Consider the following 26366-nt stretch of genomic DNA (forward strand, 5'->3'; position numbering starts at 1 on the left):
TATATGATATTCAAAAACAGAAAGTTATTGAAGTTGTTAAACATTATAGATACGAATAATCTGCTTAATGAGGATGAAAACTACTTTAATTTCAAAGGAATAATGAACGACATACTTGTATCAATAACAAAGCTTAAAAAGAAACTAGTTAAATATATCTTTGAGACACAAGTTGCTTCAAGCCGTATATTCTCAGTTTCAGAAGAATTGTCTATTACCATGGAAGAAAATAATGCTTTCGCACAACAGTTATATGCTGAATCGCAAGAGATATTTTCAAATAATTCATATTGTTATGAAAATATAAAAAATACAATTGCCGAAATAAAGAAATTGCTTGAAATGCTTGAAAATATTAAAAGCACTAGTGGAGAAATGTACAATACTGGCATTCAGTCTAGAAAGCTTGTGGATGAAAGTTTCAATGAGATTAGATTAGTTTTAGATAAAATAAATAATATTTCTATAACCACAGAAGAAACATTAAATCGAATTAATGAACTTGCAAAAATATCAGTACAAATTTCCCAAATATTAAAGTCAATTGAAAAAATAGCAAAAGAAACTCATTTACTTTCATTAAACGCATCTATAGAGTCTGCAAAAGCCGACAAATACGGCAATGGCTTTGGAGTTATAGCAGATGGTATTAGAAAATTAACTTTGGATACCAATAAAGCTGTATCAGATATCGTCACACTAATTGAAAAAATAAATAATGAGATAGAAACTGTTAAAATATCAGCAAATGATAATTATACAAATGTTCAGGATAGCGTAAATAGCACAATGAATATAGAAAAAAGCTTGAACATGATAGAAGAATATAACAATACGATTATGAATATGATTAGTAAAATTGTAAATGTTTCTGAAGATGAATATAAATACGTTCACAATATTGATAAAAGGATTCAAGATGTTGAAGATTTATTAAAAGAAGTGTCAGCTAATTTTGATAGCATGAACAATTCCATATATCACCAAAAAGAAAATGCAGAAAAAATATTAAATCTAAGTGATAAATTAAAAGAAGCATCAAATGATTTGAAATTATTGTCTGAGAGCGATGAGATAAAAAATGTAATACAAACAAATTCAGATAATATAAAAAATGCAGCAGCTTCTGTGATAAAATCTATAAAGGAAGAAATAATTTCAGATAAATTCCTTTCAATGAATAAGGATTTTCACAAAAAAGTACTTGACAATTTTTTAAATAATCACAAAGAAATTGAAGCTCTATGGACAAATGATATTAAAGGAAGGTTTATTTACTCAAATCCACCTGCTGGTATCGCAAATGCAAATGTAAGGGATTGGTTTAAGGAGTGTATCACAGGCAAAGAATATATATCTGAAATTTATATATCTGCAATAACAAAGGTTCCATGTTTAACTGTATCTATTCCATTAATCGATAAAAATGGATCATGTATAGGTGTCATTGGTGCTGATTTAAATATAAATATGTAAAAAAACTTTCTCTTCAATGATAGAATTTCATATCCTTACAGCCAAATTAATACAACTGTCTATTTTTCATCCCTAAAATTGAAAGTTATCAAATTTATCAATTTACTTACACTATTTTTTATAATTGTTGCATTATTTCCTTTAGCGATTAAAAACAATTTTATTGTAAAATATTCACCCCTATATTGGTACATAAACAAGGTATCGTTAATATCCTGCATGTATATGCTAATATAAAAGTGAGCCAAAAAGTGGCTCTGTGCTAACGAAAAAGTGATCCACTTTTCATAAAAAACCTGTAAAATTTATTATACAAGATAAATTTTACAGGAGGTTGGAAGGTGTGATTATCGACGTGAATTTATACCAAAAGATTAGAGAAATGTATACAGTACATCAAATGTCTCAAAGGGCTATAGCAAGGGAATTAAAAATTTCAAGGAATACTGTAAGAAAATACTGCAAAGGTGACAATGTTCCTTGGGAGAGAAAAGAATATTCCCGTGAGCCTGATGTCTTAACTCCTGATGTTATGGACTTTATCAGACAGTGCATTAAAGAAGATGAAGCAGAAGGAATAAAAAAACAACGACATACAGCCAGAAGAATATATCATCGTCTAGTAGAAGAAAAAGGGTTTAAAGGTGGAGAATCCACAGTAAGATTGGCTGTACAACAACTTAAAGATGAGATGCCAAAAGCATTCATCCTACTTCAATTCGACCCTGGAGAAGCAGCACAAGTAGATTGGGGTGAAGCTACTGTGTACCTTGACAACAAAAAAGTTTCTATAAATCTTTTCTGTATGCGACTCTGCTATAGTTGTGATATTTTTGTAATGGCATTTTATCGCCAAAATGAAGAATCATTTTTAGAAGGTAATATAAAAGCATTTGAACATTTTGGTGGTGTACCCCACAAACTAATTTTTGATAATGCAAGAGTTGCAGTAAAGGAAGGTTTCGGGACTCATGCCAGGCCTCAAGCCCGTTATCAAGCATTGAGTGCACATTACGCATTTAAAATGGAATTCTGTAATCCAAGTAAAGGAAATGAGAAAGGACTGGTTGAAAATCTGGTAGGCTGGGTAAGACGCAATATTTTAGTTCCTGTCCCAAGAGTAAATGATATTGATGAGTTAAACCAAATTCTTATGACAAACTGCTTGAAATACCGTTCCCATCAGATACGCGGCCATGAACAGACAGTCGGCCAAATGTATGAAATAGACAAATCATTATTATACTCACTTCCTAAATATGTATTTGATTCGAGCAAAAGCATATCAGTCAGTGTAGACGAGTATTCAACAGTGCGCTTTGATAGAAACAATTATTCAGTACCAGTAAAATATGTAGGCAAAAATGTCAGTATCAAAGCATATGGGAATATATTAACCATCTTTTATCGTGGACAGGAAATTGCTAAACATAACAGAAGCTATGGTTCCAACAAAACAACTTACAAACTAGAACATTACATAGATCTATTAGAACGAAAACCCAGAGCTGTATTCAATGCGAAGCCCGTAAAGGACCATGTAAAACAAGAATTATTAGAGTGGGGACAAACACTTCCGGGTGGAGCAAAAGACATGGTAAAAGTTCTGAGACTTTGTGTAGACTACGGTTCAGACAAGCTTCTAGAGATAAAAAAGCAAATTCCAGCAGGTGTTACACCTACTGTTGATTTAATCCGCAGTTATCTAATAAAGCACAGCATACCAGAAAAAAGTACACAAAAAATTATAGACACAGTAAATGTAGAAGAAGTTGATTTAAGTATATACGATAGACAATACGGGGTGGCACAATGAGTGAAATAAATGTAGCTAAAGAAACAATAAAACTTTATGCCAAACAGCTGAAACTGCCTACTTTTGCACAATACACAAGTATTATTAAACGCATGGATAGCAATATGGGATATGAGGAATTTCTCATAGAATTAATGAAAAAAGAAGTAGCTTCCAGGCAAGAAAATCAGCAAAAGCGTCGCATACACAAAGCGGGATTTCCTTACCTGAAAACCCTTGACGAATTTGATTATACCAGACTCAAATACGTCGAACAAGCCTTTATATGGGAACTTGCCACATGTGAATTTATATCCAAGCGTCAAAATGTCATTATGATAGGAAACACTGGCACAGGCAAAACTCATATTTCAATAGGCTTAGGGCTAAAGGCTTGTAAAGAGGGGCATAACGTAAAATTCTATACCGTTGCAAATCTTGTAACAGAACTTACAGAAGCACAAGAGTACAAAAAGCTTCTAAAACTTGAAAAACAGCTAGAAAAAGTGGACCTGTTAATTCTAGATGAACTATCATATCTATGTTTTAATAGGAACCAAGCTGATTTATTATTCAGGATAATTTCGGATCGTAGTGAAAAAGGAAGTGTAATAGTATCTACGAACCTTGAATTTTCAAGATGGACAGAAATGTTTGAGAATACTACTATGGTTGCAGCATTAGTAGATCGTCTAACCTTCCGTTCACATGTATTAAATATGAATGGAGAATCTTTCAGGCGTGATAATTCGCAAATAGAGTAGATTATTATCCGCTCAGATGGTCACTTTGCAAATACCGATTTTAGTAATTATTTTTAAAAGAACACGTATCAACCATGGGAAAAGTCCTTTAGTAATGGCTCAAAAATTCATTAGCACATGGATCACTTTTTCAATAGCAAAAGTGGTTCAAAAATTCATTAGCATGTGGCTCAAATTTCTATTGACATTCACAATCCTGCATATCATCATCCATATTAGTTTTCGTTAGAGAATTTTATATTTGGTCTAAAAATAAAAAAAAATAGATACTCATAACTTTATTTTTCACTCTCGATGATCAAATAAAAAATGAGCATAACATCTTGATTTTTTGCAAATTATTATGCTCATTACTTATTTTTTAATTTATCAATTTTTTTATTTCTTCAACAGATAACTTTGTTATCTTAGAAATTTTTTCAATGCTTATACCTTCACTCAACATTTCTTTTGCTATTGCAATTTTTTCTTGTTGTGCCCCTTTTTCAATACCCTTTTCAATTATCATCTTGTATGTTTCAGATTCTTCAATTCTAAACATTCTTACCACCTCCATAAAAGCTTTTTCAATAACTTCTCTTTTATATACAATACCCGATAATATCTCTGCCTTAAATGCTATGTCCTTCTTTTTGTTTATATCTAGAGGAATACCTTTTATCGCTTCAACACATCTTTCTAGATATTTTTCCCCCTCTTCTTTCCTTCTATTTTTGTCCATCAGTGGAAGAAGTGAATATAAATCATAATAATCTGTTTTTATAACTTCAGTAAATTTTATTTCACCAACGTTTATGATCCTATATCTATAGTCTAATGTGTTTTGTTCTCCAAAGTCGTAACTTAAGCTATTTACCATGTTTACATTGTCTTTGCCTATATATACGACTATCTGATATGGTATAAGATTGTGCTTTTCCATTATCTCAAGGGAATATCTAAGCATCCTGTAGGGCATTTTTCCGTCATTTTCTGATTGAAATTCAATGTGCACAGCAACATTTCCCTTGTCTATAGTGCACTTGAATATCATATCGCTGTCTCTCCGTTCAACTCTTGCAAATTCTATATTAAGTTCATCAATTTTTGTGTATTGTAATCCGAGAAAATAACTCATTATGTCATCGGCCATATCTGAAAAAATATTTTTCATCGTTATATCGTATTTCTGCGCCATTTTTATTCCTTACATTTCCCTTCATCTTATAAGTATTATACCACACAGTCTCACAAAAAGATATGGTTAATGTTATAAATAGTAAGTTATACTTATACAAGTTAATTAAATTAAATACCTTTTTAAAACTTAACTAACTTTTGAAAATTAAGCATCTCTGCAAAGAATGAGCAGAGGTACATCATAAATTCGGATTTTTATCTGTTCATCTATATCATTTAATTTTATTTTGCCATCCAACAATGATTTGCCTATCTTTTTGACAGCATTGACTATTTCATTTCTTCTGCCATAGTTTAAACAACTAGAAATTTTAAACCTTTTGCTTATTTCATTTCCTGCGATTCATCAGAATGATGGATGGACAGATTCACTTTTTTCTCCCAAATTTCATCCGCTACTTTACCCCAATTATCTGCTACTACTCTTAATTCATTATAAAGATTCTTAATGTGGGAGGCCTCACTAGCTTCTGTATGTTTAGCACCTGACTCCTCAACGATCTCTAAAAGCTTTTCTGGATTATCAATTAGAGGACATGGCCTTAACATGGTTTGATTAAAAGGTTGTCTCTTTCTATATGCCTTTATAATAGGAGACTGCAATGCTTCTTTTAAGCTTATTTCATTTATATTTACATTGTCCTTACAATAATAGTTAAAAAAATGATAGCTAATCCATAATTTTTAAATGCTAAAACTTCATATATAAATTTCAAAAGATAGCCTATTGGAACTGCAATAAAATCTAACATTATTTTCTCCTTTCTTAAATATCATAATGGCATATTTTGATCTTAAATGGATTATAACTGACTTAATATATTTTTAATTAACTCTCAATTATTTACTTCTTTATTGGATTACACAATAGCACAATATCTGTCTACAAAAGATAACATAGAGTTAAATTTAAATCGTACGTTCGTCTTAAACAATATTAATATAAAGTTCTTATACTGTCAATGATTAATCATCACAAATGCCATTTTTACCGCATATACAGGTCTTATTATCTACTTTAGTTCTTTACTACTTCTCTCTATAAAACATTTCCGACTTGCGTAAATCTTCGTATACTTCCTGGATAACATATTCTGCAGCTTTTAAGCCCAAGTTTATGCATTTTTCCGCATGATCAAATCTGTACCATCGGATATCATTTACCTTTGGTTTTATTACATAAACTTTCTTCTCAAAATTTTTTTCTTTGTTATCTCCATATAAATCGTCGTTTAATAATTTCATAGTTGTTGCTGTAATAGTTATAATTTCCGGTAGTATCTTTTTTGAATTAAAGTATCTTTCAAAATATATTGTTCTATTATTGCTTTGTAGAATTCTTTTAATGTTATTAACGAAATTATAAAATGACCTGTTAAATATTCTAATATCTATATTTGAGCTTACGTCTGAAATTATAATTATATCTGCTCCTAATTTGAGAGCCAAATCTATTGCATCAAAATTGATAATTGAACCATCAACTAATTTAGTATTTTGAAATTCTACAGGTTCAAATACAACAAGAATAGATATGCTCGCTCTTACTGCCTTTATTACTGAACCTTTTGAAAATATTATTTCTCTACCTTGTTTAATGTCTGTTGCTATCGCATAAAGAGGTATTTTGAGTTCATCAAAATCTTTTTTCATATAACTGGATAAAAATTTTTCTATTTTGTCACCTTTTATAAATCCTCTTTGCGGAATATTTAAATCTAACATTTTAATAAGTTTTAAAAAATTAATATCTCTCACATCTTTAATTATCTTTTCCAAATCATTTCCTGAAGCATATATTGCACCAATCAGAGCTCCAATACTTGTGCCTATAATAAAATCAATTGGAATATTTTTTTCTTCAAGTTTTTTCAACACGCCAAGATGTGCATATCCTCTTGCAGCCCCTCCACCTAATATTAACCCGACTTTTGGTCTCATTTCACATCACCAATCATCAATTTATTTAAACTATTTACAACCAAACATGACATACTTTCAATATCATCTGCAGGATTAATAATACATCCAACATTTATTATAATTTTCCCCGTACGTGGAATAATACTTCCTTTAGGTAAAATATTTTTAGTTCCAATTATAGCAACAGGTAATACCGGTACTTTTGCTTTTACAGAGAAAAATGATGCTCCAGACTTTATATTTACAATTTCATCTGTTTTGTACAAACCACCTTCAGGAAAAATCATTAGGATACCGTTATTCTTTAACACATCCAATGCGTCCTTTACAGTTCTTCTTGAGCTAACTGTCTTTCTATATGTGCTTACAGGAATAGCTTTTATTTTTTTCAACACAAATCCTACCCCTAAAACGTCAAATAAATATGCTGCTGAAAAAAATGTCAGTCTAAAATTAAAAGCTGCAACCATGACCAGTCCATCCAACAGACTGGAATGATTGGCAACAATGATAAGCGGTCCATTAGCTGGAATATTTTCAATCCCTATTATTTGCAGCTTCCATACATATCTAAATAATACACGCAATGTGCTTCTTGCTAAATTGTAAAAATTAAAGCCTTTCATATTTCCTCCAGTATATTTTTCTACTCAAAAATAATCTGAACAGCATTAAGCGCATCTGATATATCTCCTTCATCGGAGTCCAAAATTACTTGTATTGCCGTACCGAACATTGCTCCAAGTATCATCCGTGCTACTGATTTTGACGAATAATTTGTTACATTATCATTCAAATTGCTTTTATTTAAAATCTTTTCTTCTATCATATTTGATATTTCATTAAACAAATTTCTTAATAAAGAACTAAAAGAAGATGACCATATAGCCAGTCCAGTTAAGTCATATAATAGTCTGAATAATTCAGGATTATTATTTAGCATTTCTTTAAAAAATTTAATAAGAGATGACATTTTGTCACGAGCTGTTTCTCCTATATCCAAAGCTTCATTTATTTCATGTAAATACTTATTTATCATCATTTTTATCACTTCAGCAAAAAGACCTTCTTTATTTCCAAAATAATAATTTAATTGGCTTAATACAACACCTGCTTCATTTGCAATATCCCTTAATGATACATTAGCATATCCTTTTGTTGAAATACATTTATATGCAGCATTTAATATTTTTTGTGATTGATTTGTTTTTCCCTCCATATAAATTCTCCTTACTATTTATAGTTAATATTTAAGGCACCATGAACGAAATATAGTAATTATTAAAAATAAAAACATTCTTTAAATTAATTCAGACAACCGTCCTATTACATATTATATTATTAAAAGATTCTAAAGTCAATATAATATAAATGCTGTTAAATATTTTCCCATTGCAATACTAGGAAATTATCTTTAAATGATTAAACAGAAACTTTTCAACGCCTTAAAATATTTCGCAACATTAACTAACTACATTACCCCATTTATTCATTTTCATACATATCAGAAACAGACAGATAACATTAATAAAATCCTATTTAAATTCGCAATTAAAAAAGGTATGTATCTTACGACACATACCCTCAGATATGCTATTTTATTGGTGCGCCATCAGGGACTCGAACCCAGGGCCCGCTGATTAAGAGTCAGCTGCTCTACCAACTGAGCTAATGGCGCACGTTTTATGGAGCGGACAACGAGACTCGAACTCGCGACCCTCACCTTGGCAAGGTGATGCTCTACCAACTGAGCTATGTCCGCATGATATATGGTGCGGGAGAAGGGACTTGAACCCATATGCCTTTTGGGCACTAGAACCTGAATCTAGCGCGTCTGCCAATTCCGCCACTCCCGCATTAACGCCAGATTGTTCTCTTTCTAAAAAATTACTATTTTAAATTTTTGCTTAATGACCCATCCGCGATTCGAACGCGGGACACCCTGCTTAAAAGGCAGGTGCTCTGCCGACTGAGCTAATGGGTCATGGTGGCTGGGATGGCAGGATTCGAACCTACGAACTGCCAGAGTCAAAGTCTGGTGCCTTACCACTTGGCTACATCCCATCAATGGGGTGGGTAGTGGGACTCGAACCCACGACCTCCAGAGCCACAATCTGGCGCTCTAGCCAACTGAACTATACCCACCATATTATAAATTTCAGTATGTTTCGCAAAAAATGGTGCGCCTGAAGAGATTCGAACTCCCGACACACGGATTAGAAGTCCGTTGCTCTATCCAACTGAGCTACAGGCGCATATTGGAGCGGGTGATGGGAATCGAACCCACGTAACCAGCTTGGAAGGCTGGGGCTCTACCATTGAGCTACACCCGCATATACAGTTGTCATTGCTTTGTGCCTCATCGCTCTGACAGTTTTAAATTATATCAGGAATATTTATCTTTGTCAACACCTAAAAAACTAATTTTTTGTACCACTTCTTTTATTCCCAATATACTGCTCCATATCGTCTATATTTAGAAGCTGTGGCACAATAATGCCATTTTCAATGTTTACAATAGACACAGTCCTAGATGAGCCTTCTCGAGGCATTGATGGGCTACCAGGGTTTAATACAATCATATCACCATCATTGTATACCAATGGCACGTGGGTATGACCATAGAAGACAGCATCAACACCATATTCCCTTGCTTTTTCTATTATAATACTCTTTTCAAACTTTACATAATACTTATGCCCGTGTGTCAATAATATTCTTTTACCGTCAATATCGATTATCTTCTCATATTTTTCTTTATCACCAAAATCACAATTGCCATAGACGTATAGCGTAGGAATTCCAAATTCTCTATTTAATTCTATCGCATCTCTGTAATAATCACCTAAATGTATTATATAATCAATGTTTTTAAGATTTTTAAGAATATTTCTAACAGATTGTATCATACCGTGCGTATCACTTGTAACAAATAATCTCATTTAAAATCCTCCAAATTATTTTTTAAATATTCTTTTAATTTTTTCAAAGCATTTGCCCTGTGGCTTACCTCATTTTTTTCTTCAAGTGTAAGTTCAGCTAAAGTCTTGCCTACTTTATCTACAAAGAAAACTGGATCATAGCCAAAGCCAAATTGACCTCTTGGACTATCAAGAATCGTACCTTCTACTTTTCCTTCTATTATAGTTTCTTTACCTTTATAAATCAATGCTACAACAGTCCTAAAAGTAGCTTTTCTCTTTTCAATTGGTACGCCTTCTAAAAGTCTTAAAAGTTTCCTATTGTTATCTTCATATGTTGCATTTGAACCAGCAAATCTCGCGGAATATACACCTGGTTTTCCATCTAAGTAATCTACAAACAAGCCTGTATCATCTGCAATTACTATATAATCAGTCAAATTTGCCAAAGATCTAGCCTTTAAAAGTGCATTTTCCTCAATTGTATCTCCAGTTTCTTCTATTTCATCATATGACCCAATATCATCCGCTGACAAAACTTCAAAGTCGTCTTTAAAAAATTCTCTTATTTCATCTACCTTATGCTTGTTGTGAGTTGCTACAACTATTTTCATCCTCTTCAACTCCAATTTTTAATGATATATCTCCCAATGCTTCTTTCTGTATTTCAATAATTTTATTAAGACCATCTTCAGCAAGTCCTAAAAGCTCTGTAAAATCATCTTTGGAAAAAGGCCCACCTTCTCCAGTCCCCTGTATCTCTATAAACTCACCTTTATCAGTCATTACTATATTCATATCCACATGTGCGTTACAGTCTTCTAAATAGCATAAATCAAGTAGCTTGTTATCCCCAACTATGCCTACACTAACTGCAGCCACAAAACTTTTAATTGGCATTTTACTTATAACACCTTTTTGCAATAATTTATTCATTGCATCAACAAGAGCAACAAATGAACCTGTAATTGAAGCTGTCCTTGTTCCTCCATCTGCCTGTATTACATCACAATCAATCCAAATGGTCTTTTCACCCAATGCATCTAAGTCCACAACAGCTCTTAAAGCTCTCCCTATAAGCCTTTGAATTTCCATCGTCCGGCCGGATTGTTTGCCTTTTGTAGACTCTCTTTGTGTTCTAGTTTCTGTAGCTCTCGGAATCATAGAATATTCGCTGGTTATCCACCCCTTTCCAGTACCTTTCTGGAAAGGCGGTACCTTATCTTCAATCGATGCTGTACATATAACCTTTGTATTCCCTACTTCTATCAAAACAGATCCTTCGGCGTATCTGTTAAAATTTCTAGTAATCTTTATCGGTCTTAAGGATTTTGGATCCCTGCCATCTACTCTTTTCATTTCTTCAGCCCCTTTATATTTTATACTATAATTTTTGCCCTGTTTAAATTTTGTTATCCATTGCGTAAGCCATAATATTATTTTAAAACCTTTTAAGGCAATTTACAAGAAAGCTCATTAAAAAAACAGGCATATTTTTGCCTGTTTTAATTGCTTTTATATACTGAATCAGAAACTGTCGTGCTTATAATGCCGTTTGACAGCTTGTCAAAATAATCCACGATACCATTATATATACCTTGAGCGACTTTCCATTGAAAATTATCATCTGTTAAAAGTTGAGCATCTGTGGGACTAGTCACAAACCCCGTTTCTATCAAAACTGCAGGCATCTTAGTCTGATTAAGCACTACAAGCTTTGGCCTTTCAGATAGCCCTCTGTCGCTTGTGCTTATTTGCTTCATCAAATTATCGTGTATTATTTGAGCAAATGTTTTTTCATCTCTGGTATCTCCATTGTACCCATTTGGATAGTACAAAACCGTCGTACCATTTGCAGATGGTGAACCAAAAGAATCTGAATGAATACTGACGAAAACATCAGCACCTTCATTATTAGCCTGATATGGTCTATCATATAGTCCAACATCAGTATCAGTTGTCCTTGAAATCATAGTTCGGTATCCACCATTATCGAGAAGCGTTTTTAATTTCAGAGCTATGGCAAGATTAATGTCAGCCTCATGGATCCCATCAATACCTATAGCGCCTGGATCAGATCCACCATGCCCAGGATCAATATACACCAGTTGTTTTTTATTAGGATCCGGCTTTGTAACAGTCAGCATTATACCCTGCCCTGTATATTTAACACTGAAATCTGCTTTTATGTTTGTATATGCTACAACTCTAACTGTATTTGAATCAAATTGGGAATACTTTATTTCTGTCACAACATTACCATCAAAAGGAATATTTCCAGCTAGCTTCCCATCGGGCATACTTAAAGTTGCCCCCGAAATATCAATAATAATTTTATTATCGCCATATCTTGATGGATTAAAATGATCTGCATCTGTATTAATTGTTATTTGATCATTATTATTAATTTTCGCTGCTGTTATATTTGACACTTTATTTTGTCCAATTTTAAATGATATATCAAATTCCTTTTTATCCTGAGATTGTGTAATTGTATACGGCATAGAATAGTCCATATTAACGACAAGCCTTGTTATCGCAGGCTGCAATTTATTCTGTCCAATATAAGCTAGATTAAGTCCGCTTTTGTCAATCGTTATCTGCTTATTTGTAACAGTATTTATAGCATTATTAAAATCAAAGTAAATTCTTATACTAGTATCATCATTAATAGAACCCTGTGTATACGTTAAAGGACCATCACCTTTTACTGAAATAGTATATGTACCATTTAAATAATTTGATGTAAAACTAGTAATATTTACATTGTTTACAGAGGGAGGATCAACTTTTTTTGTAGCTTGTATAATGTATTTATCTCCAATCCACTTTACGTCATAGCCTAAGTTTTCAAATAAAAATCTCATAGGTACATAGGTAGTATCCCTATTTATAAGTCTTGCTGGTGCCAACAGTGAAACTTTATTACTATTGATTATTGCATAATCCTTACCTATAAACAATTTGATCACTTTGTCTTTTGTAGTAACAGTCACCGTTTGTGTTGGACCATCCCAATTCACTTTTTCCCCTAATCCTTCACTTATGGATCTAAGAGGAACAATTGTATTATTATCTATAATTAGTGGAGGATTCTTTCCTGTATCAAATTTATTGCCATTAACAGTAATGGATACATCTGGTACATTGTAATTGACAACTTTGTTATCCACGACAATGTTAGCTTTATAGGCATAGGCAGATATGCAAAGTGTAGACAACAATATCAAAAGTGCAAAAAATACTATGACTTTTTTCAACATTTTCCCCCCTTTTTGCATATAAAAATCGGTAAAATTTTCATCATGATTATATATTATTATACATATATTACAGACAAGTTACAAACATATTAAAATTTTATTAAGTCATTTATCTATAAAGCAAAAGCAAAATTTATTATTTATAAATTCAATAATTACAACAAATAATACTAGTAAGCACTTAAAAAACGAATAATAAGGTGATAACATGCAAAATACTTATTGTAAATTAGATTGCATCTACCGTTCAAAAGGAAAATGTTCTCTTTATAAATTATCGGATAACATTCAGCATTACATTAACAGTGTCCAATGTACAACATTCAAAGACAGTAGCTTAAATCTTTTTGATTGTCCAAATTATAGAAAAAAATAAAAATAAGGTTATGTAAAAAATGGCGCATAAAACAGATTTGTCAAGATGGCATCAATGATTATCATAAAAGAAAATGCTCCGAAATTAGAATTAAATTTTTTCCTGCCGTAGTAAACCCTCGTTAAGCCATATGATATTAAAGTAAATATAGCAGGCATTGCAAGAAAATTATACGGCTTAAGTACAGAGTTTAAAATTGTCCTTATGGAATGAGGAGGATACAAGAAGTATTTCATAATGATATATATTGCAGCACCGATGTAGAATGAAACAACACTCTCACCTTTTAATCTTCTTGGTTCAAAAAGCATTATTACCACAAACCATACATATGCAGGCAATGCGCCAACTAATATAAATATTAAACCTATTAGCAATGATGCTGCACTTTTTTGAATTAATGTACTAAGTGCATATTGCTTATCTACTGGCCTCACCCTGTTTAATACATTTTTATATACATAAGTTGTTGATGATGCATAAACATAATATTTCCCGAAGCCGTCGGCTTCAATCCATGTGAGGAAATTGCCATTTTTAGTATTTAAAATCTTTGGCATACCTTTCCAAGTACCTGTTTTTGTAGCAAGTTTTGATAATACAACCTTACCACCTTTCCATTTTGAATATATGATTTCCGTTGATTTGGACGGTACATTGCCAAAATTGCTTAATTCTACACTTCCAGATGAAACTGTGTATACATAAGTACCATCTTCTAAAACATCAAAATCACCAATATTATCTGCATTGCCAATTCCATCGACATTAATCATAGCATCTTTTAGGAAAACATTCTGCAATTTAGCATCTTTGAAATAAATGTATTTCAAATTTAAATTGTTTTTTGAAACCGAATTGTAAAATAAGTATATACCACCATCGTACGCAATTCTTAAATTATCGATATCAGAAAAAGATGACACAGATATATTGTAAACCGGCTTTAGATTTCCCCATTGCCTTCCATCATACGTCAACAAATATATACTCCTGTCGTAATTAATTCCTGTTAGTAGTGCAATGTATAACCTTTTATTAATTTTTTCTGCATCAATCTCTCTAGTATTTTTTATTTGTGAAATACTTCCTTCTAACATTAATTTATCATTAGATATCTTATATATGTTTATTTCACTATTGTTGAAGGTAATTAATTTGTCATCAACTATTTTAAAACCATCAGCGTTAATTCCATAATTAACGAGGTTGCTACCATCAATGCCTACAGACATAAGCGTATTATTTTTTACAATATATAATCTACCATTACAATAATTAATTTCTTTTACATTTGATTCATCAATTCCGTTTATATCCATATCTTTAATTAAAATTTTATTTGGGGTGCTTATATCTATTAATTCGATTTTGTTCATTTTTGGTAAAATTGCATAAATTTTATTGTTGTTTGAAAATATGGATGTACTTCTGTTAAAATCTCTTGAGCCAATTTTTATATCTCTACTCCATTCTTTAGATGGAGATTGGGAAAAAGATTTTAAATATCTTTCATAATTGTACGATGTAAGTAAAACTACAGTTACAATTATCAATATTATAGATATTAATTTGTGAATATTCATATCATCACAACCTTATTAAATAAATTTTATGATTACAAAAAAAAGCACTCTTTTGAGTGCTCTTATTTATCAAACAAATGGCAAGCTACAAAGTGGCCACTTCCCACTTCTTTTAGTGATGGTGTAACTTCACTGCAAATATCCATTGCATATTTGCATCTGGTTCTAAATCTGCACCCTGATGGCGGATTTATTGGGCTCGGAACATCACCTTCTAATATAATCCTTTCTCTCTTTCTTTCAACTTCTGGATCAGGGATTGGAACCGCAGAAAGAAGCGCTTGTGTGTATGGATGCAAAGGATTTGTATACAGTTCACCGCTTTGCGTCAATTCTGCGATTGAACCCAAATACATGACAGCAACTCTATCGCTTATATGCCTTACCATGCTTAAGTCATGAGCAATAAAAAGATATGTCAATCCTTTTTCCTCTTGTAAATTCATAAGCAAATTCACAATCTGCGCCTGTATAGAAACATCAAGAGCAGATATTGGCTCATCGCACACAATGAATTCTGGCTCAATTGCCATTGCTCGTGCTATGCCTATCCTTTGCCTCTGTCCACCTGAGAACTCATGTGGAAACCTATTTGCATGCTCCCGGTTTAATCCAACTAGTTCAAGGAGATTGTATATTCTCTCTCTCCTCTCTTTACCAGTGTATAAACCATGTATATCAATTCCTTCACCTACTATATCGCCGACAGTCATACGAGGATTTAACGATGCATACGGATCCTGAAAAATCATCTGTGCCTTTCTAGCAAATTTTCTTCGCGTTTCGTCGTTCATCTTATGAACAGGGATATCATCAAATATAACTGAGCCACCTGTTGCTTCATAAAGGCCTATAACTGTTCTTCCAGTAGTTGACTTGCCACAGCCAGACTCACCAACAAGACCTAAAGTCTCGCCCCTTTTTATAGTAAAACTTACATCATCAACAGCCTTTAATATACCGCCGTTGACGTGAAAGTATTTTTTCAAATTTTTAACTTCCAAAATCACATTATCCTTCACTTGTATACGCCTCCTTTTCAAAAGGATTCTTCACCTTTGGCGCATATGGATGCTTCAACCAACAGGCAACCTTATGTGAATCAGTTTCATTTGTATACTCTGGTTGAGCTTCGTAACAAATCTTCATTGCATAATTGCATCTAGCAGCAAATGGACACCCTACTGGAGGTGCAAATAAATCAGGAGGCGTACCAACAATAGGAACAAGTTTTTCTTTGTTCTGGGCATCAAGCCTTGGAACAGATTTTAAAAGCCCCCATGTGTAAGGATGCTGTGGATGCTTAAATATCTCATCAGATGTACCTGTCTCTATAATTTTGCCAGCATACATGACTATAATTCTCTCAGCTATATCAGCAACAACGCCTAAATCGTGAGTTATCATGATAATAGATGTATTAAACTCTCTCTGCAAATCTTTCATCAAATCAAGTATTTGTGCTTGTATTGTAACATCAAGTGCAGTTGTTGGCTCATCAGCAATGAGAAGTTTTGGCCTACATGCCAAAGCAATAGCAATCATTGCCCTCTGCCTCATGCCACCAGAAAATTCATGTGGATATTGATTTATTCTTCTATCAGCATTAGGAATGCCAACAACATCAAGCATTTCTTTCGCTTTTTTCATTGCCTCTGCCTTAGAAACCTTTTGATGCTTCAATATTACTTCCGCAATTTGTCTACCTATTGTCATCGTAGGATTCAATGACGTCATAGGATCCTGGAATATCATACCAATCTCTGAGCCTCTTATTGACTGCATCTGCCTTTCATTAAATTTAGATATCTCTTTACCATCAAATATGATTTTGCCAGCTTTAAATCTGCCAGGTGGCTCTGGGTTTAATCTCATCACAGCTTGCATCGTAACAGATTTTCCACATCCAGACTCACCAACGATTGCCAGTGATTCACCCTTCATTACTTGGAAACTAACATTTCTGACTGCTTTTACTTCGCCTGCATAAGTGTCAAATGAATATTCTAAATTTTGTATATCTAGCAATACTTCTCTATTTTCCAAATTCATTACCTCCTTTAGCGGCGAAGTCTCGGGTCGAGAGCATCTCTCAAACCATCACCAAGCATATTAAATGCAAGCATTGTTATACTTATGAAAAATCCAGGTATAAAGAGCTGCATTGGGTACATAAGCAAAACCTGTGTTGCATCATTTGCCAGTGTGCCCCAGCTTGCAAGTGGTGCTCTTATGCCAAGACCTATATAACTTAAAAATGCCTCCGAAAAAATAGCATTTGGAACATCAAATGTCATTGAAACAATTATTGGTCCCAATGCATTTGGTATCAAATGTCTTAATATTATCCTACCGGGACTTGCTCCAAGCGTCTTAGCCGCCAAGACAAACTCCTGCTCTTTAAGTTGCAGTACTTGGCCTCTAACAATCCTGGCCATACCTACCCAGCCTGTCATGACCATCGCAGTTATTATGGTCCACAAACCTTGACCCATGACGACCATCAAAAGTATTACAAGTATCAAGTACGGTATGCCATAAAGTATATCAACAATACGCATCATTATATTATCTACTTGTCCACCAAAATACCCTGCTATGCCACCGTAGGTAACTCCGATAATAGCATCAAGAAGAGCTATTACAACACCGATAAATAGTGATACTCTAGCACCCATCCAAACTCTTACAAACAAATCCCTTCCAAGATAGTCTGTACCAAACCAATGAACTTTAGAAAAAGGTTTATTTGTGTTAAGCAAGTCTTGATGTGCATAATCAAATGGCCTCATGTATGGCCCAAATATTGCCATCAGAACAAGAAGAATTAAAAAAACTAAAGAAGCCATAGCAACCTTATTCATTTTAAGCCTTCGCCATGCATCCTGCCAGTAGCTAATACTTGGTCTTACGATAGACTGGCTTTCAGAAGCATTAGCACCAATTATCTCAAACTTATCTTTGCTTATATCCACCATTTTACTTTCCTCCTTTTGCCAGCCTTACTCTAGGATCAATAAGTCCATACGCAATGTCAACTAAGAACATCATCACTACCAAAATTACACTGTAAAAAATTGTGGTGCCTAAGATCATAGAATAGTCTTCATCATATATGCTCTGAACAAAGAACTTTCCAAGCCCTGGTATGCTGAAAATTTGCTCAATTACAAACGTTCCAGTAACGATACCAGCAATCAATGGACCTAATACTGTCACAACCGGCATAATTGCATTTCTAACCATATGCTTCCATATAATCTGAAACTGAGAAAGCCCTTTTGCCTTCGCTGTTTTTATATAATCTTGCCCAATTACGTCCAGCATACTTGTTCTCATCATACGGGATATGATTGATAATGTAGAAAACGACAACGCGATAGACGGCAATATTGTATATTTAAATGAACCCCATCCAGATACTGGTAGCCATTTTAGTTTTGACGCTAATAAAAGCTGCAAAAGTGTCGCTATAATGAAGTTTGGAACAGAGATACCTATTATAGCAAGAAACATAGAAAAATAATCCCAGCCGCCTCCGCGCTTCAATGCTGCTATAATGCCAAAAAGCAATCCGAAAACAACACCTAAGATTATTGATTGTATGCCAAGTTGAAATGATGCTGGTGCAGATTGTTTGATTATATCATCAACTGTCCTGTTTAAGTATTTCAGCGATATTCCTAAATCACCATGTACTAGATTATTAAGATAATACCCATACTGTACAATTAAAGGCTTATCAAGGTGATATTTTGCCAGCATGTTTTGTCTGATTTGCTCTGGTACTTTTTTCTCGCTTGTAAATGGATCACCTGGTATCATGTGCATTAAGAAAAACGTCAATGTTACAATTACCCAGAGGGTAATCAACATGTAAACAAATCTTTTTAATGAATAATTAACCAACCAAAACACCCCCTATTAATATTTATTTATGGTATATATGGGTTACCCATATATACCATAAGTTCATTAAGATATACAAAACATTCTTAAATTATTAATTGTTTTGGATATATGCCCACTTAAACTCCCAGTCAGAACCAAAAGTCGGGAAATACAGATCTTTCACATATGGTTTAACGACAAATGGTCTTGCTTGGAAATACACAGGCCCTATTGGCATATCATTCATCAAAATCTTCTCAGCCTGAATAAGCTGATCATTTCTTGATTTTAAATCGCCATTGACTTTTGCTTCATCAATTAGCTTGTCATATTCAGGATTGCTATAAAATGCTGAATTATTTCCATTGTTTGTTTCCCACATATCCAAGAATGTCAATGGATCGTTGTAGTCAGCAGCCCAGCCTGCAAAAACCATGTCATAATTTCCTTTGTCCATCATATCTAACCTTACTTTAAATGCAACATTTTGAATCTGTACATTTACTCCAAGATTTTGTTTCCACATCTGCTGAAGCGCTTGATCGTACTTTTTCGCGTTATCTGTATCATCGCCAAGTAAAGTAATCGTAGGAAGTTTGCTTATGCCAAGCTCAGACATCCCTTTTTTCAATAATTCTTTTGCCTGTGCAACATCATTGTCCTTAAAATAAGTCTCACCTGCTTCTTTTCTAAAGTCTCCATTATACCCCGGAACACCTGGTGGAACCACCGCTTCTGCAGGTATAGAACCATCTTTCGTTACCTGCTCAACAAATGTTTTCCTGTCAATAGCAAGGGTAAATGCCTTTCTAATATCTGCATTTTTGAACACAGGACTCTTCGTATTAAACTGCACGTACCAGTTAGTTGCTAATGCCTTGTCGCTGTACTCGCTGGAATTTTTGTATTTATCAATGTAATCACCTGGCACAAATATGGAATCAAGCGTATTGTTGTCATAGTTTTGAACTAAAGTATTATTGTCTTTTATCATTGAAAAATTAACAGTCTGCAATTTTACACTACTGCTATCCCAATAATCTTTGTTCTTCTTTAAAGTTATGCTCTGCTCATGATTCCATTGGCTAATGACGAACGGACCGCTGTACACTAATTTATCTGGATCTGTACCGACTTTATCACCATATTTTTCATATATCGATTTTTCTAATGGTAGATATGTTACAAATGAAGTAAGGCCTAGAAATTGTGGTGTAGGAGCTTTTAATGTGACCTGCAGAGTCTTGTCGTCAAGTGCTTTCACAGCTACCTGATCGGCACTACCTTTTCCTGAATTATATTCTTCTGCGCCTTTTATATAGAATAGTTGATATGCATATTGTGAAGCTGTATTAGGATCCAACGCCCTTTTCCAAGCGTATTCAAAATCTTGCGCTGTTATTGGATTCCCATCACTCCATTTTGCATCTCTCAAATGGAATGTATACGTAAGCCCATCTTTTGAAATATCCCAGCTCTTTGCAAGACCAGAACCAGGTTTTATCTTTCCATCCTTGTCATACCTTGTTAAACCATCTAATACTTCTGTTAATATATCAATAGAAACCACATCCGTCGCCTTTTGCGGATCGAGGGTAGGTGGTTCTTGAATTAAATTAAGATTCAATACTTGTTTATCGTTTCCGCTATTTGATGCACTGTTTGAAGCACTCCCCCCACAACCTGCTAGTACTGCACTCAGTGCCATTAATAAAACTAAACCAATTATGACTATCTTCTTATGTCCTTTCATTATTTCTCCTCCTAATATAAAATAAAAATTAAAATAAATTTAGCTAACTAACGCCCCCCGGCTATGCTAATAGATTACACCTCCTGTAATTAATATTTTTTGATTTATATGATAATTGAATTTTTAAGATATATAAATTTTATAACATTTAAAAACAATAATCAATAACAAAATTTTACGCTATTAATATGCTAACTAAGACTGCTGTAATTTTAAAAATAATCAAATTAAATATTTTAAAAATATAAAACTTTTTCTAAACAAAACAAAATTAACACAACTAATTTCACATAAAATATTGTTATTTATAAAATAAATACTTTATTAGTATAACACCATTAAAAATCAATCTCAAGATTTCAACTTATTTCGGCAATTTTTTAGAATAGATTAAAATCTAATTGTAATTTCAAGAATATTTTTAAACATGCTAAGACCGGGGAATTAAGCCCCGGTGCTTTTCATCCTAATTGTTTTTATTTGTTTTTGCCTTGTATATATGCCCACTTAAGTTCCCAATCATGTCCAAACGTAGGAACTAAATAATTTTTAACATACGGTCTTAAAACATATGCTCTTGCCTGGAAGAATATAGGACCTATCGGCATGTCATTCATCAATATCTTTTCTGCTTGAATCAATTGGTCATTTCTTTGCTTTAAATCACCATTTACCTTTGCTTGATCAATAAGCTTATCATATTCAGGATTGCTGTAGAATGCAGTGTTATTACCATTGCCTGTCTGCCACATATCCAAGAATGTCATTGGATCGTTATAATCAGCACCCCATCCAGCAAATACTATATCATAGTTGCCCTTATCCATCATATCAAGTCTTACCTTAAAGGCAACATTATCCAACTCAACATTTACACCTAAATTAGTCTTCCACATTTCTTGTATTGCCTGATCCTGCTGCTTAGCTCTAGCTGAATCATCTCCTAAAAATTTAATTGTAGGTAGTTTAGTTAAGCCAAGCTCTTGTAAGCCTTTTTGCAGATAATCTTTTGCTGCTTGAACATCATTATCCTTAAAATATCCTTCACCAGCTTGTTTTCTGAAATCTTCTCCATTGTAACCTGGTATTCCTGGTGGCACAGCTGATTCAGCAGGAATAGAACCATTCTTTAAAACATTGTCAACAAATGCCTGTCTATTTAATGCCAATGTAAATGCCTTTCTTATATTTGCATTTTTGAATATAGGACTCTTTGTATTAAACTGCAAATACCAACTTGTTGCAACTGCTTTTGTATGAAATTCTGGAGTATTTTTATATTTATCCATGTAAGATGAAGGAACACCCATTACATCTATTGCTCCAGTTTCATAGCTTTGTACGATTGTATTATCATCTTTCATAATTTGTAAATTGATAGTCTGCAGCTTTACATTATCTTTATCCCAGTAATTTGGATTCTTTTCAAGCACTATGTTCTGCTGATGATTCCATGTTTTAATGATGAATGGGCCACTATAAACCATCTTATCTGGATCAGATCCTACTTTGTCACCATATTTTTCATATACTGATTTCTCCAATGGTAAATATGTTCCAAAAGATGTAAGACCCAAAAATTGTGGCGTAGGTGCTTTTAATGTTACTTGTAATGTCTTGTCATCAAGTGCTTTTACAGCCACGTCATCAGCAGATCCTTTGCCAGAATTGTACTCTTCTGCACCTTTAATGTAGTAAAGCTGATATGCATACTGTGATCCTAATTTAGGGTCAAGCGCCCTCTTCCAAGCATACTCAAAATCCTGCGCTGTTATTGGATTTCCATCACTCCACTTTGCATCTCTTAAGTGGAATGTATATGTCAAACCATCGCTGGAAACATCCCAACTCTTCGCAAGACCAGAACCAGGTTTAATTTGATTATTCTGATCATATCTAGTCAATCCGTCAAGAACTTCATTGAGTATATCGAAAGATAATACATCTTTTGCTAATTGTGGATCTAAATTTGGCGGTTCATCTCCAAATGGAAGATTCAATACTTGTTCATCAGCTTTTGCTGTTTGTTTGCTTGTATCACTATTGCTTTTGCTTTGTGTACCATTATTATTTGCTGAGCATCCTGCCAACAATGCTGACAGAGCTAATACTAATGTCAACAATAATGCTAACCAATTTCTTCTTTTCATCAAAATTTCCTCCCTTTAAAAAATGTGGTTTACAAACTCTACTTCCCCCCAACGAGTTCTCATCTCTCACCCCCAGCTATATATATAAATATGTTTTAAAAACAACTTTTTGCCTGCAATTAAAACTGTACCAAACTTTGTAGTACAATTCTGAAATTGAAATTTTAAGAAATGTAATGGCTTAAAACAGTTTACAATGATTTTTACTTATTATATCACCATGTGTTTTGCTAAACAAGTATATATCAGAAATTCAGTGAAAATTGTTTATATACTACTACTATCTTGTATTTTTTAGTATATTCTGAAATTATATTAAATTTAAAAGGCATACAACACCATTGATATTGTATGCCTGTTTTTTTAAAAATAGTAATATTTATTTTGAAAGTTCTTCCTTCAAAAGTTTATTTGCCAGTTGCGGATTTGCTTTGCCTTTAGTAGCTTTCATCATTTGCCCTACAAGGAAACCTATCGCTTTGTCTTTACCATTTTTATAATCTTCAACAGACTTAGGATTGTCTTTTATGACTTTTATAGCAATTTCTCTCAACTCATCCTCGTTGCTTAACTGTTTTAAGCCTTTCTCCTCTACGATCTCTTCTGGATTCTTACCTGTCATAAACATATCTTCAAATACAGTCTTAGCTATCGATCCGGTTATGGTACCATTATCTATAAGATTTAGAAGAGAAGCCATCTGATGGGGCTTAATTGGCACTTCATCAATTTCTTTTCCAGTCTCCTTTAAAAGCCTCATCATTTCCCCCATTATCCAATTGCTTATTATCTTTGCCGATGAGTACTCCAAAGCGCACTTTTCAAAGAAATCAGCCAATGGCTTCGACGATGTTATTACAGATGCATCGTACTCTGGAATTCCATATTGTGAAACAAACCTTTCTTTCTTATACTCAGGCATTTCTGGAAGCGATTTTCTTATCTCTTCTTTCCATTCATCAGATACTATTATAGGTACGAGATCAGGTTCTGGGAAATACCTATAGTCATGTGCTTCTTCTTTTGAGCGCATAGACTCTGTAACGCCTTTCTGCTCATTCCAACGGCGAGTTTCCTGCACAATTTTCTCTCGATTCTCAATTAGCTTTATCTGCCTTTTAATTTCGTATTCTAATGCCCTTTGAACAGCTTTAAATGAATTAAGGTTTTTAAGCTCGATTTTCGTTCCAAATTCATTGCTGCCTACAGGTCGCACCGATACATTTGTATCGACTCTGAGAGAACCTTCCTGCATTTTGCAGTCTGATACTTCAGAATACTCAAGAACGCTTTTAAGCTTCGTCAAATAAAGATAAGCTTCTTCTGGCGTCCTCATATCAGGCTCTGATACTATCTCTATAAGTGGTACTCCTGCCCTATTGTAATCAACTAATGAGCCATCAATGTTTTCATGCATTAATTTACCTGCATCTTCTTCAATATGTATTCTTGTCAAGCCGATTTTCTTTTTAACACCATCTGATGTCTCAATCTCCACATATCCGTTTTTGCACAAAGGAAGGTCATACTGTGAAATCTGATATGCTTTCGGTAAATCTGGATAAAAATAATTTTTTCTATCCATTTTACTAAATTTGGATATTTCGCAATTTAAGGCAAGCCCTGCCTTTACGGCATACTCTACTACTTTTTTATTTAAAACAGGCAAAGTACCTGGTAGTCCTAGGCACACAGGACAAACATGTGTATTAGGTTCACCGCCAAATTCCGTAGTACAATTGCAAAAAATCTTCGTCTTTGTAAGAAGCTCAGCATGTACTTCAAGACCTATAACCGCTTCATAATTCATTATCTAGCACCACCTTTAAAACTTGGTTTTGCGTTAAAATTGCAAGCTTTTTCGAATGCGTACGCTGCATTCAATACGACTCCTTCATCAAAATGTTTTCCAACAATCTGAAGACCCACTGGCAAATCATTTGATAGACCACACGGAAGCGATAAACCAGGGAGACCAGCAATATTTACCGGAACTGTATATACATCTGCAAGATACATTGCCAATGGATCTTCAACCCTCTCTCCTATCTTAAATGCAGTTGTAGGAGATGTAGGTCCAACAATGACATCCACATCCTCAAAAGCTTTCTCGTAATCCTTTTTTATGAGAGTTCTCACTTTTAATGCTTTATTGTAGTAAGCATCATAGTATCCAGAACTTAAAGCATAGGTACCCAGCATGATTCTTCTCTTTACTTCCTTGCCAAATCCTTCACTTCTGGATACCATATACATGTCGATTAAATCTTCATAATTTGTCGCTACATGTCCATACCTTATGCCATCATACCTAGCCAAATTTGAACTTGCTTCTGCAGATGAAACTATGTAATACGCAGCCAGCGCATAATCAAGGTAGGGAAGGCTTATCTCTCTTACTTCAGCACCTAAATCTTCAAATATCTTTAAGGCCAACTCAATTGACTCTCTGACACCGTCATCTAGTCCTTGTCTAAAAAACTCTTTTGCGTAACCTATCTTCATGCCTTTGATATCTTCTTTTAAAAATTCTTTATAGTCTTTCTTTCTCATCTTATCAACAGATGTAGAATCCTTTGGATCGTGCCCAGCAATGGCATTTAGCACTATTGCGCAGTCTGTTACATCCTTTGTAAGCGGTCCAATTTGATCTAGAGAAGACGCAAATGCAACAAGACCATACCTTGATACAAGGCCATATGTAGGCTTCATTCCAACAACACCACAAAGAGATGCAGGTTGCCTGATAGATCCACCTGTATCAGACCCAAGTGAAAACGCACATTCATCTGCAGCGACAGATGCAGCAGAACCTCCTGATGAACCGCCAGGTACTCTAGACAAATCCCAAGGATTCTTCGTAGTCTTAAAAGCAGAATTTTCAGTAGATGAGCCCATTGCAAATTCATCTAGATTAGCTTTTCCTACCATGACAGCACCAAGATTGTTAAGCTTCTCGACTACTGTTGCATTATAAGGCGGAACAAAATCCTCCAGCATTTTCGATGCACACGTAGTTCTTATGTTTTCTGTACACATATTGTCTTTTATAATCACAGGTATTCCAGTTAGATCGTTTATGTTTCCATCCTGGATCATTTTGTCTGCTTCTTCTGCTTTTTTCAATGCATATTCTTCCGTAATACAGATAAGCGCGTCAACTTGTGGCTCAACTTCCTTAATCCTTTCTAAATACGCTTCAGTTACATCTACAGCACTTACTTCTTTATTTTTAAGAAGATCATGCAGCTCATGTATTTTTAATTTGTGTAATTCCATTCAAAACACC

Annotated in this window: 20 protein-coding genes, 8 tRNA genes and 1 pseudogene; 3 read left to right on the forward strand and 26 right to left on the reverse strand. The window is 33.8% G+C overall.

Annotated elements, in window-relative coordinates:
- The first annotated feature begins 3 nt into the window (after positions 1-3).
- From TTHE_RS10275 to istB, 3 genes are all read left to right on the forward strand, one after another.
- A complete protein-coding gene (locus tag TTHE_RS10275) occupies positions 4-1476 on the forward strand; it encodes a methyl-accepting chemotaxis protein (RefSeq protein ID WP_013298513.1) in 1473 nt (490 codons plus the stop codon).
- A 343-nt stretch (positions 1477-1819) separates the two neighbouring features.
- Positions 1820-3292, forward strand: a complete 1473-nt coding sequence (gene istA, locus TTHE_RS10280; protein WP_013298514.1) for an IS21 family transposase — start codon at positions 1820-1822, stop codon at positions 3290-3292.
- Complete coding sequence (istB, locus tag TTHE_RS10285) at positions 3289-4035, forward strand: IS21-like element helper ATPase IstB (RefSeq protein ID WP_013297222.1); 747 nt, start codon at positions 3289-3291, stop codon at positions 4033-4035. Before istA ends, istB begins: the two co-directional genes overlap by 4 nt.
- A 361-nt stretch (positions 4036-4396) precedes the next feature.
- Here the strand turns inward: istB and TTHE_RS10290 are convergent, their stop codons facing one another.
- From TTHE_RS10290 to gatA, 26 genes and pseudogenes are all read right to left on the reverse strand, one after another.
- Entirely contained in the window at positions 4397-5212 is an 816-nt protein-coding gene (locus tag TTHE_RS10290; protein WP_013298515.1) for an Rpn family recombination-promoting nuclease/putative transposase, read from the reverse strand.
- Between the two features lie 326 nt (positions 5213-5538).
- A pseudogene (locus TTHE_RS10295) lies at positions 5539-5853 on the reverse strand (SPASM domain-containing protein); the annotation flags it as partial.
- A gap of 390 nt (positions 5854-6243) precedes the next feature.
- A complete protein-coding gene (locus TTHE_RS10300; RefSeq protein WP_013298517.1) occupies positions 6244-7155 on the reverse strand; it encodes a patatin-like phospholipase family protein in 912 nt (303 codons plus the stop codon).
- Entirely contained in the window at positions 7152-7763 is a 612-nt protein-coding gene (locus TTHE_RS10305) for a lysophospholipid acyltransferase family protein (RefSeq protein WP_013298518.1), read from the reverse strand. Before TTHE_RS10305 ends, TTHE_RS10300 begins: the two co-directional genes overlap by 4 nt.
- 20 nt (positions 7764-7783) lie before the next feature.
- Positions 7784-8356, reverse strand: coding sequence for a TetR/AcrR family transcriptional regulator (locus TTHE_RS10310; RefSeq protein WP_013298519.1), 573 nt, complete (start codon positions 8354-8356; stop codon positions 7784-7786).
- Positions 8357-8739: 383 nt separating this feature from the next.
- Positions 8740-8815, reverse strand: a tRNA-Lys gene (locus TTHE_RS10315).
- An 8-nt stretch (positions 8816-8823) separates the two neighbouring features.
- Positions 8824-8899: transfer RNA gene (locus TTHE_RS10320), tRNA-Gly, on the reverse strand.
- 8 nt (positions 8900-8907) lie between these two features.
- Positions 8908-8993, reverse strand: a tRNA-Leu gene (locus tag TTHE_RS10325).
- Between the two features lie 55 nt (positions 8994-9048).
- Positions 9049-9121 (reverse strand) — tRNA-Lys (locus TTHE_RS10330).
- A gap of 4 nt (positions 9122-9125) precedes the next feature.
- Positions 9126-9201 (reverse strand) — tRNA-Gln (locus tag TTHE_RS10335).
- A gap of 4 nt (positions 9202-9205) precedes the next feature.
- Positions 9206-9282: transfer RNA gene (locus TTHE_RS10340), tRNA-His, on the reverse strand.
- A 33-nt stretch (positions 9283-9315) separates the two neighbouring features.
- Positions 9316-9392 (reverse strand) — tRNA-Arg (locus TTHE_RS10345).
- A 4-nt stretch (positions 9393-9396) separates the two neighbouring features.
- Positions 9397-9470 (reverse strand) — tRNA-Gly (locus TTHE_RS10350).
- 87 nt (positions 9471-9557) lie between these two features.
- Complete coding sequence (locus TTHE_RS10355; RefSeq protein ID WP_013298520.1) at positions 9558-10079, reverse strand: metallophosphoesterase; 522 nt, start codon at positions 10077-10079, stop codon at positions 9558-9560.
- Positions 10076-10672: an XTP/dITP diphosphatase gene (locus TTHE_RS10360; protein WP_013298521.1), complete on the reverse strand. Its 597-nt coding sequence runs from the start codon at positions 10670-10672 to the stop codon at positions 10076-10078. Before TTHE_RS10360 ends, TTHE_RS10355 begins: the two co-directional genes overlap by 4 nt.
- Positions 10638-11417, reverse strand: coding sequence for a ribonuclease PH (gene rph, locus TTHE_RS10365; RefSeq protein WP_013298522.1), 780 nt, complete (start codon positions 11415-11417; stop codon positions 10638-10640). Before rph ends, TTHE_RS10360 begins: the two co-directional genes overlap by 35 nt.
- Positions 11418-11563: 146 nt before the next feature.
- Positions 11564-13318 carry an N-acetylmuramoyl-L-alanine amidase gene (locus TTHE_RS10370; RefSeq protein ID WP_041587469.1) on the reverse strand — a complete coding sequence of 585 codons (1755 nt, stop codon included), beginning with the start codon at positions 13316-13318 and terminating at the stop codon, positions 11564-11566.
- Positions 13319-13705: 387 nt separating this feature from the next.
- Complete coding sequence (locus TTHE_RS10375; RefSeq protein ID WP_013298524.1) at positions 13706-15283, reverse strand: hypothetical protein; 1578 nt, start codon at positions 15281-15283, stop codon at positions 13706-13708.
- 62 nt (positions 15284-15345) lie between these two features.
- On the reverse strand, positions 15346-16305 hold the full coding sequence (locus TTHE_RS10380; RefSeq protein WP_013298525.1) for an ABC transporter ATP-binding protein: 960 nt from the start codon (positions 16303-16305) through the stop codon (positions 15346-15348).
- The gene (locus tag TTHE_RS10385; protein ID WP_013298526.1) at positions 16295-17329 is read right to left on the reverse strand and encodes an ABC transporter ATP-binding protein; all 1035 of its coding nucleotides are present in this window, start codon (positions 17327-17329) and stop codon (positions 16295-16297) included. Before TTHE_RS10385 ends, TTHE_RS10380 begins: the two co-directional genes overlap by 11 nt.
- 14 nt (positions 17330-17343) lie before the next feature.
- A complete protein-coding gene (locus TTHE_RS10390; protein ID WP_013298527.1) occupies positions 17344-18261 on the reverse strand; it encodes an ABC transporter permease in 918 nt (305 codons plus the stop codon).
- A 1-nt stretch (position 18262) separates the two neighbouring features.
- The gene (locus tag TTHE_RS10395) at positions 18263-19192 is read right to left on the reverse strand and encodes an ABC transporter permease (RefSeq protein ID WP_013298528.1); all 930 of its coding nucleotides are present in this window, start codon (positions 19190-19192) and stop codon (positions 18263-18265) included.
- Positions 19193-19286: 94 nt separating this feature from the next.
- Positions 19287-20927 (reverse strand): peptide ABC transporter substrate-binding protein, encoded by a 1641-nt coding sequence (locus TTHE_RS10400; RefSeq protein WP_013298529.1) that lies wholly within the window; start codon positions 20925-20927, stop codon positions 19287-19289.
- A gap of 476 nt (positions 20928-21403) precedes the next feature.
- Positions 21404-23077 carry a peptide ABC transporter substrate-binding protein gene (locus tag TTHE_RS10405; protein WP_013298530.1) on the reverse strand — a complete coding sequence of 558 codons (1674 nt, stop codon included), beginning with the start codon at positions 23075-23077 and terminating at the stop codon, positions 21404-21406.
- A gap of 379 nt (positions 23078-23456) precedes the next feature.
- Positions 23457-24887, reverse strand: a complete 1431-nt coding sequence (gene gatB / locus TTHE_RS10410; RefSeq protein WP_013298531.1) for an Asp-tRNA(Asn)/Glu-tRNA(Gln) amidotransferase subunit GatB — start codon at positions 24885-24887, stop codon at positions 23457-23459.
- Complete coding sequence (gatA, locus tag TTHE_RS10415; protein WP_013298532.1) at positions 24887-26356, reverse strand: Asp-tRNA(Asn)/Glu-tRNA(Gln) amidotransferase subunit GatA; 1470 nt, start codon at positions 26354-26356, stop codon at positions 24887-24889. Before gatA ends, gatB begins: the two co-directional genes overlap by 1 nt.
- Positions 26357-26366: the final 10 nt, after the last annotated feature.

The organism is Thermoanaerobacterium thermosaccharolyticum DSM 571, from assembly GCF_000145615.1.
Taxonomy (GTDB): domain Bacteria; phylum Bacillota; class Thermoanaerobacteria; order Thermoanaerobacterales; family Thermoanaerobacteraceae; genus Thermoanaerobacterium; species Thermoanaerobacterium thermosaccharolyticum.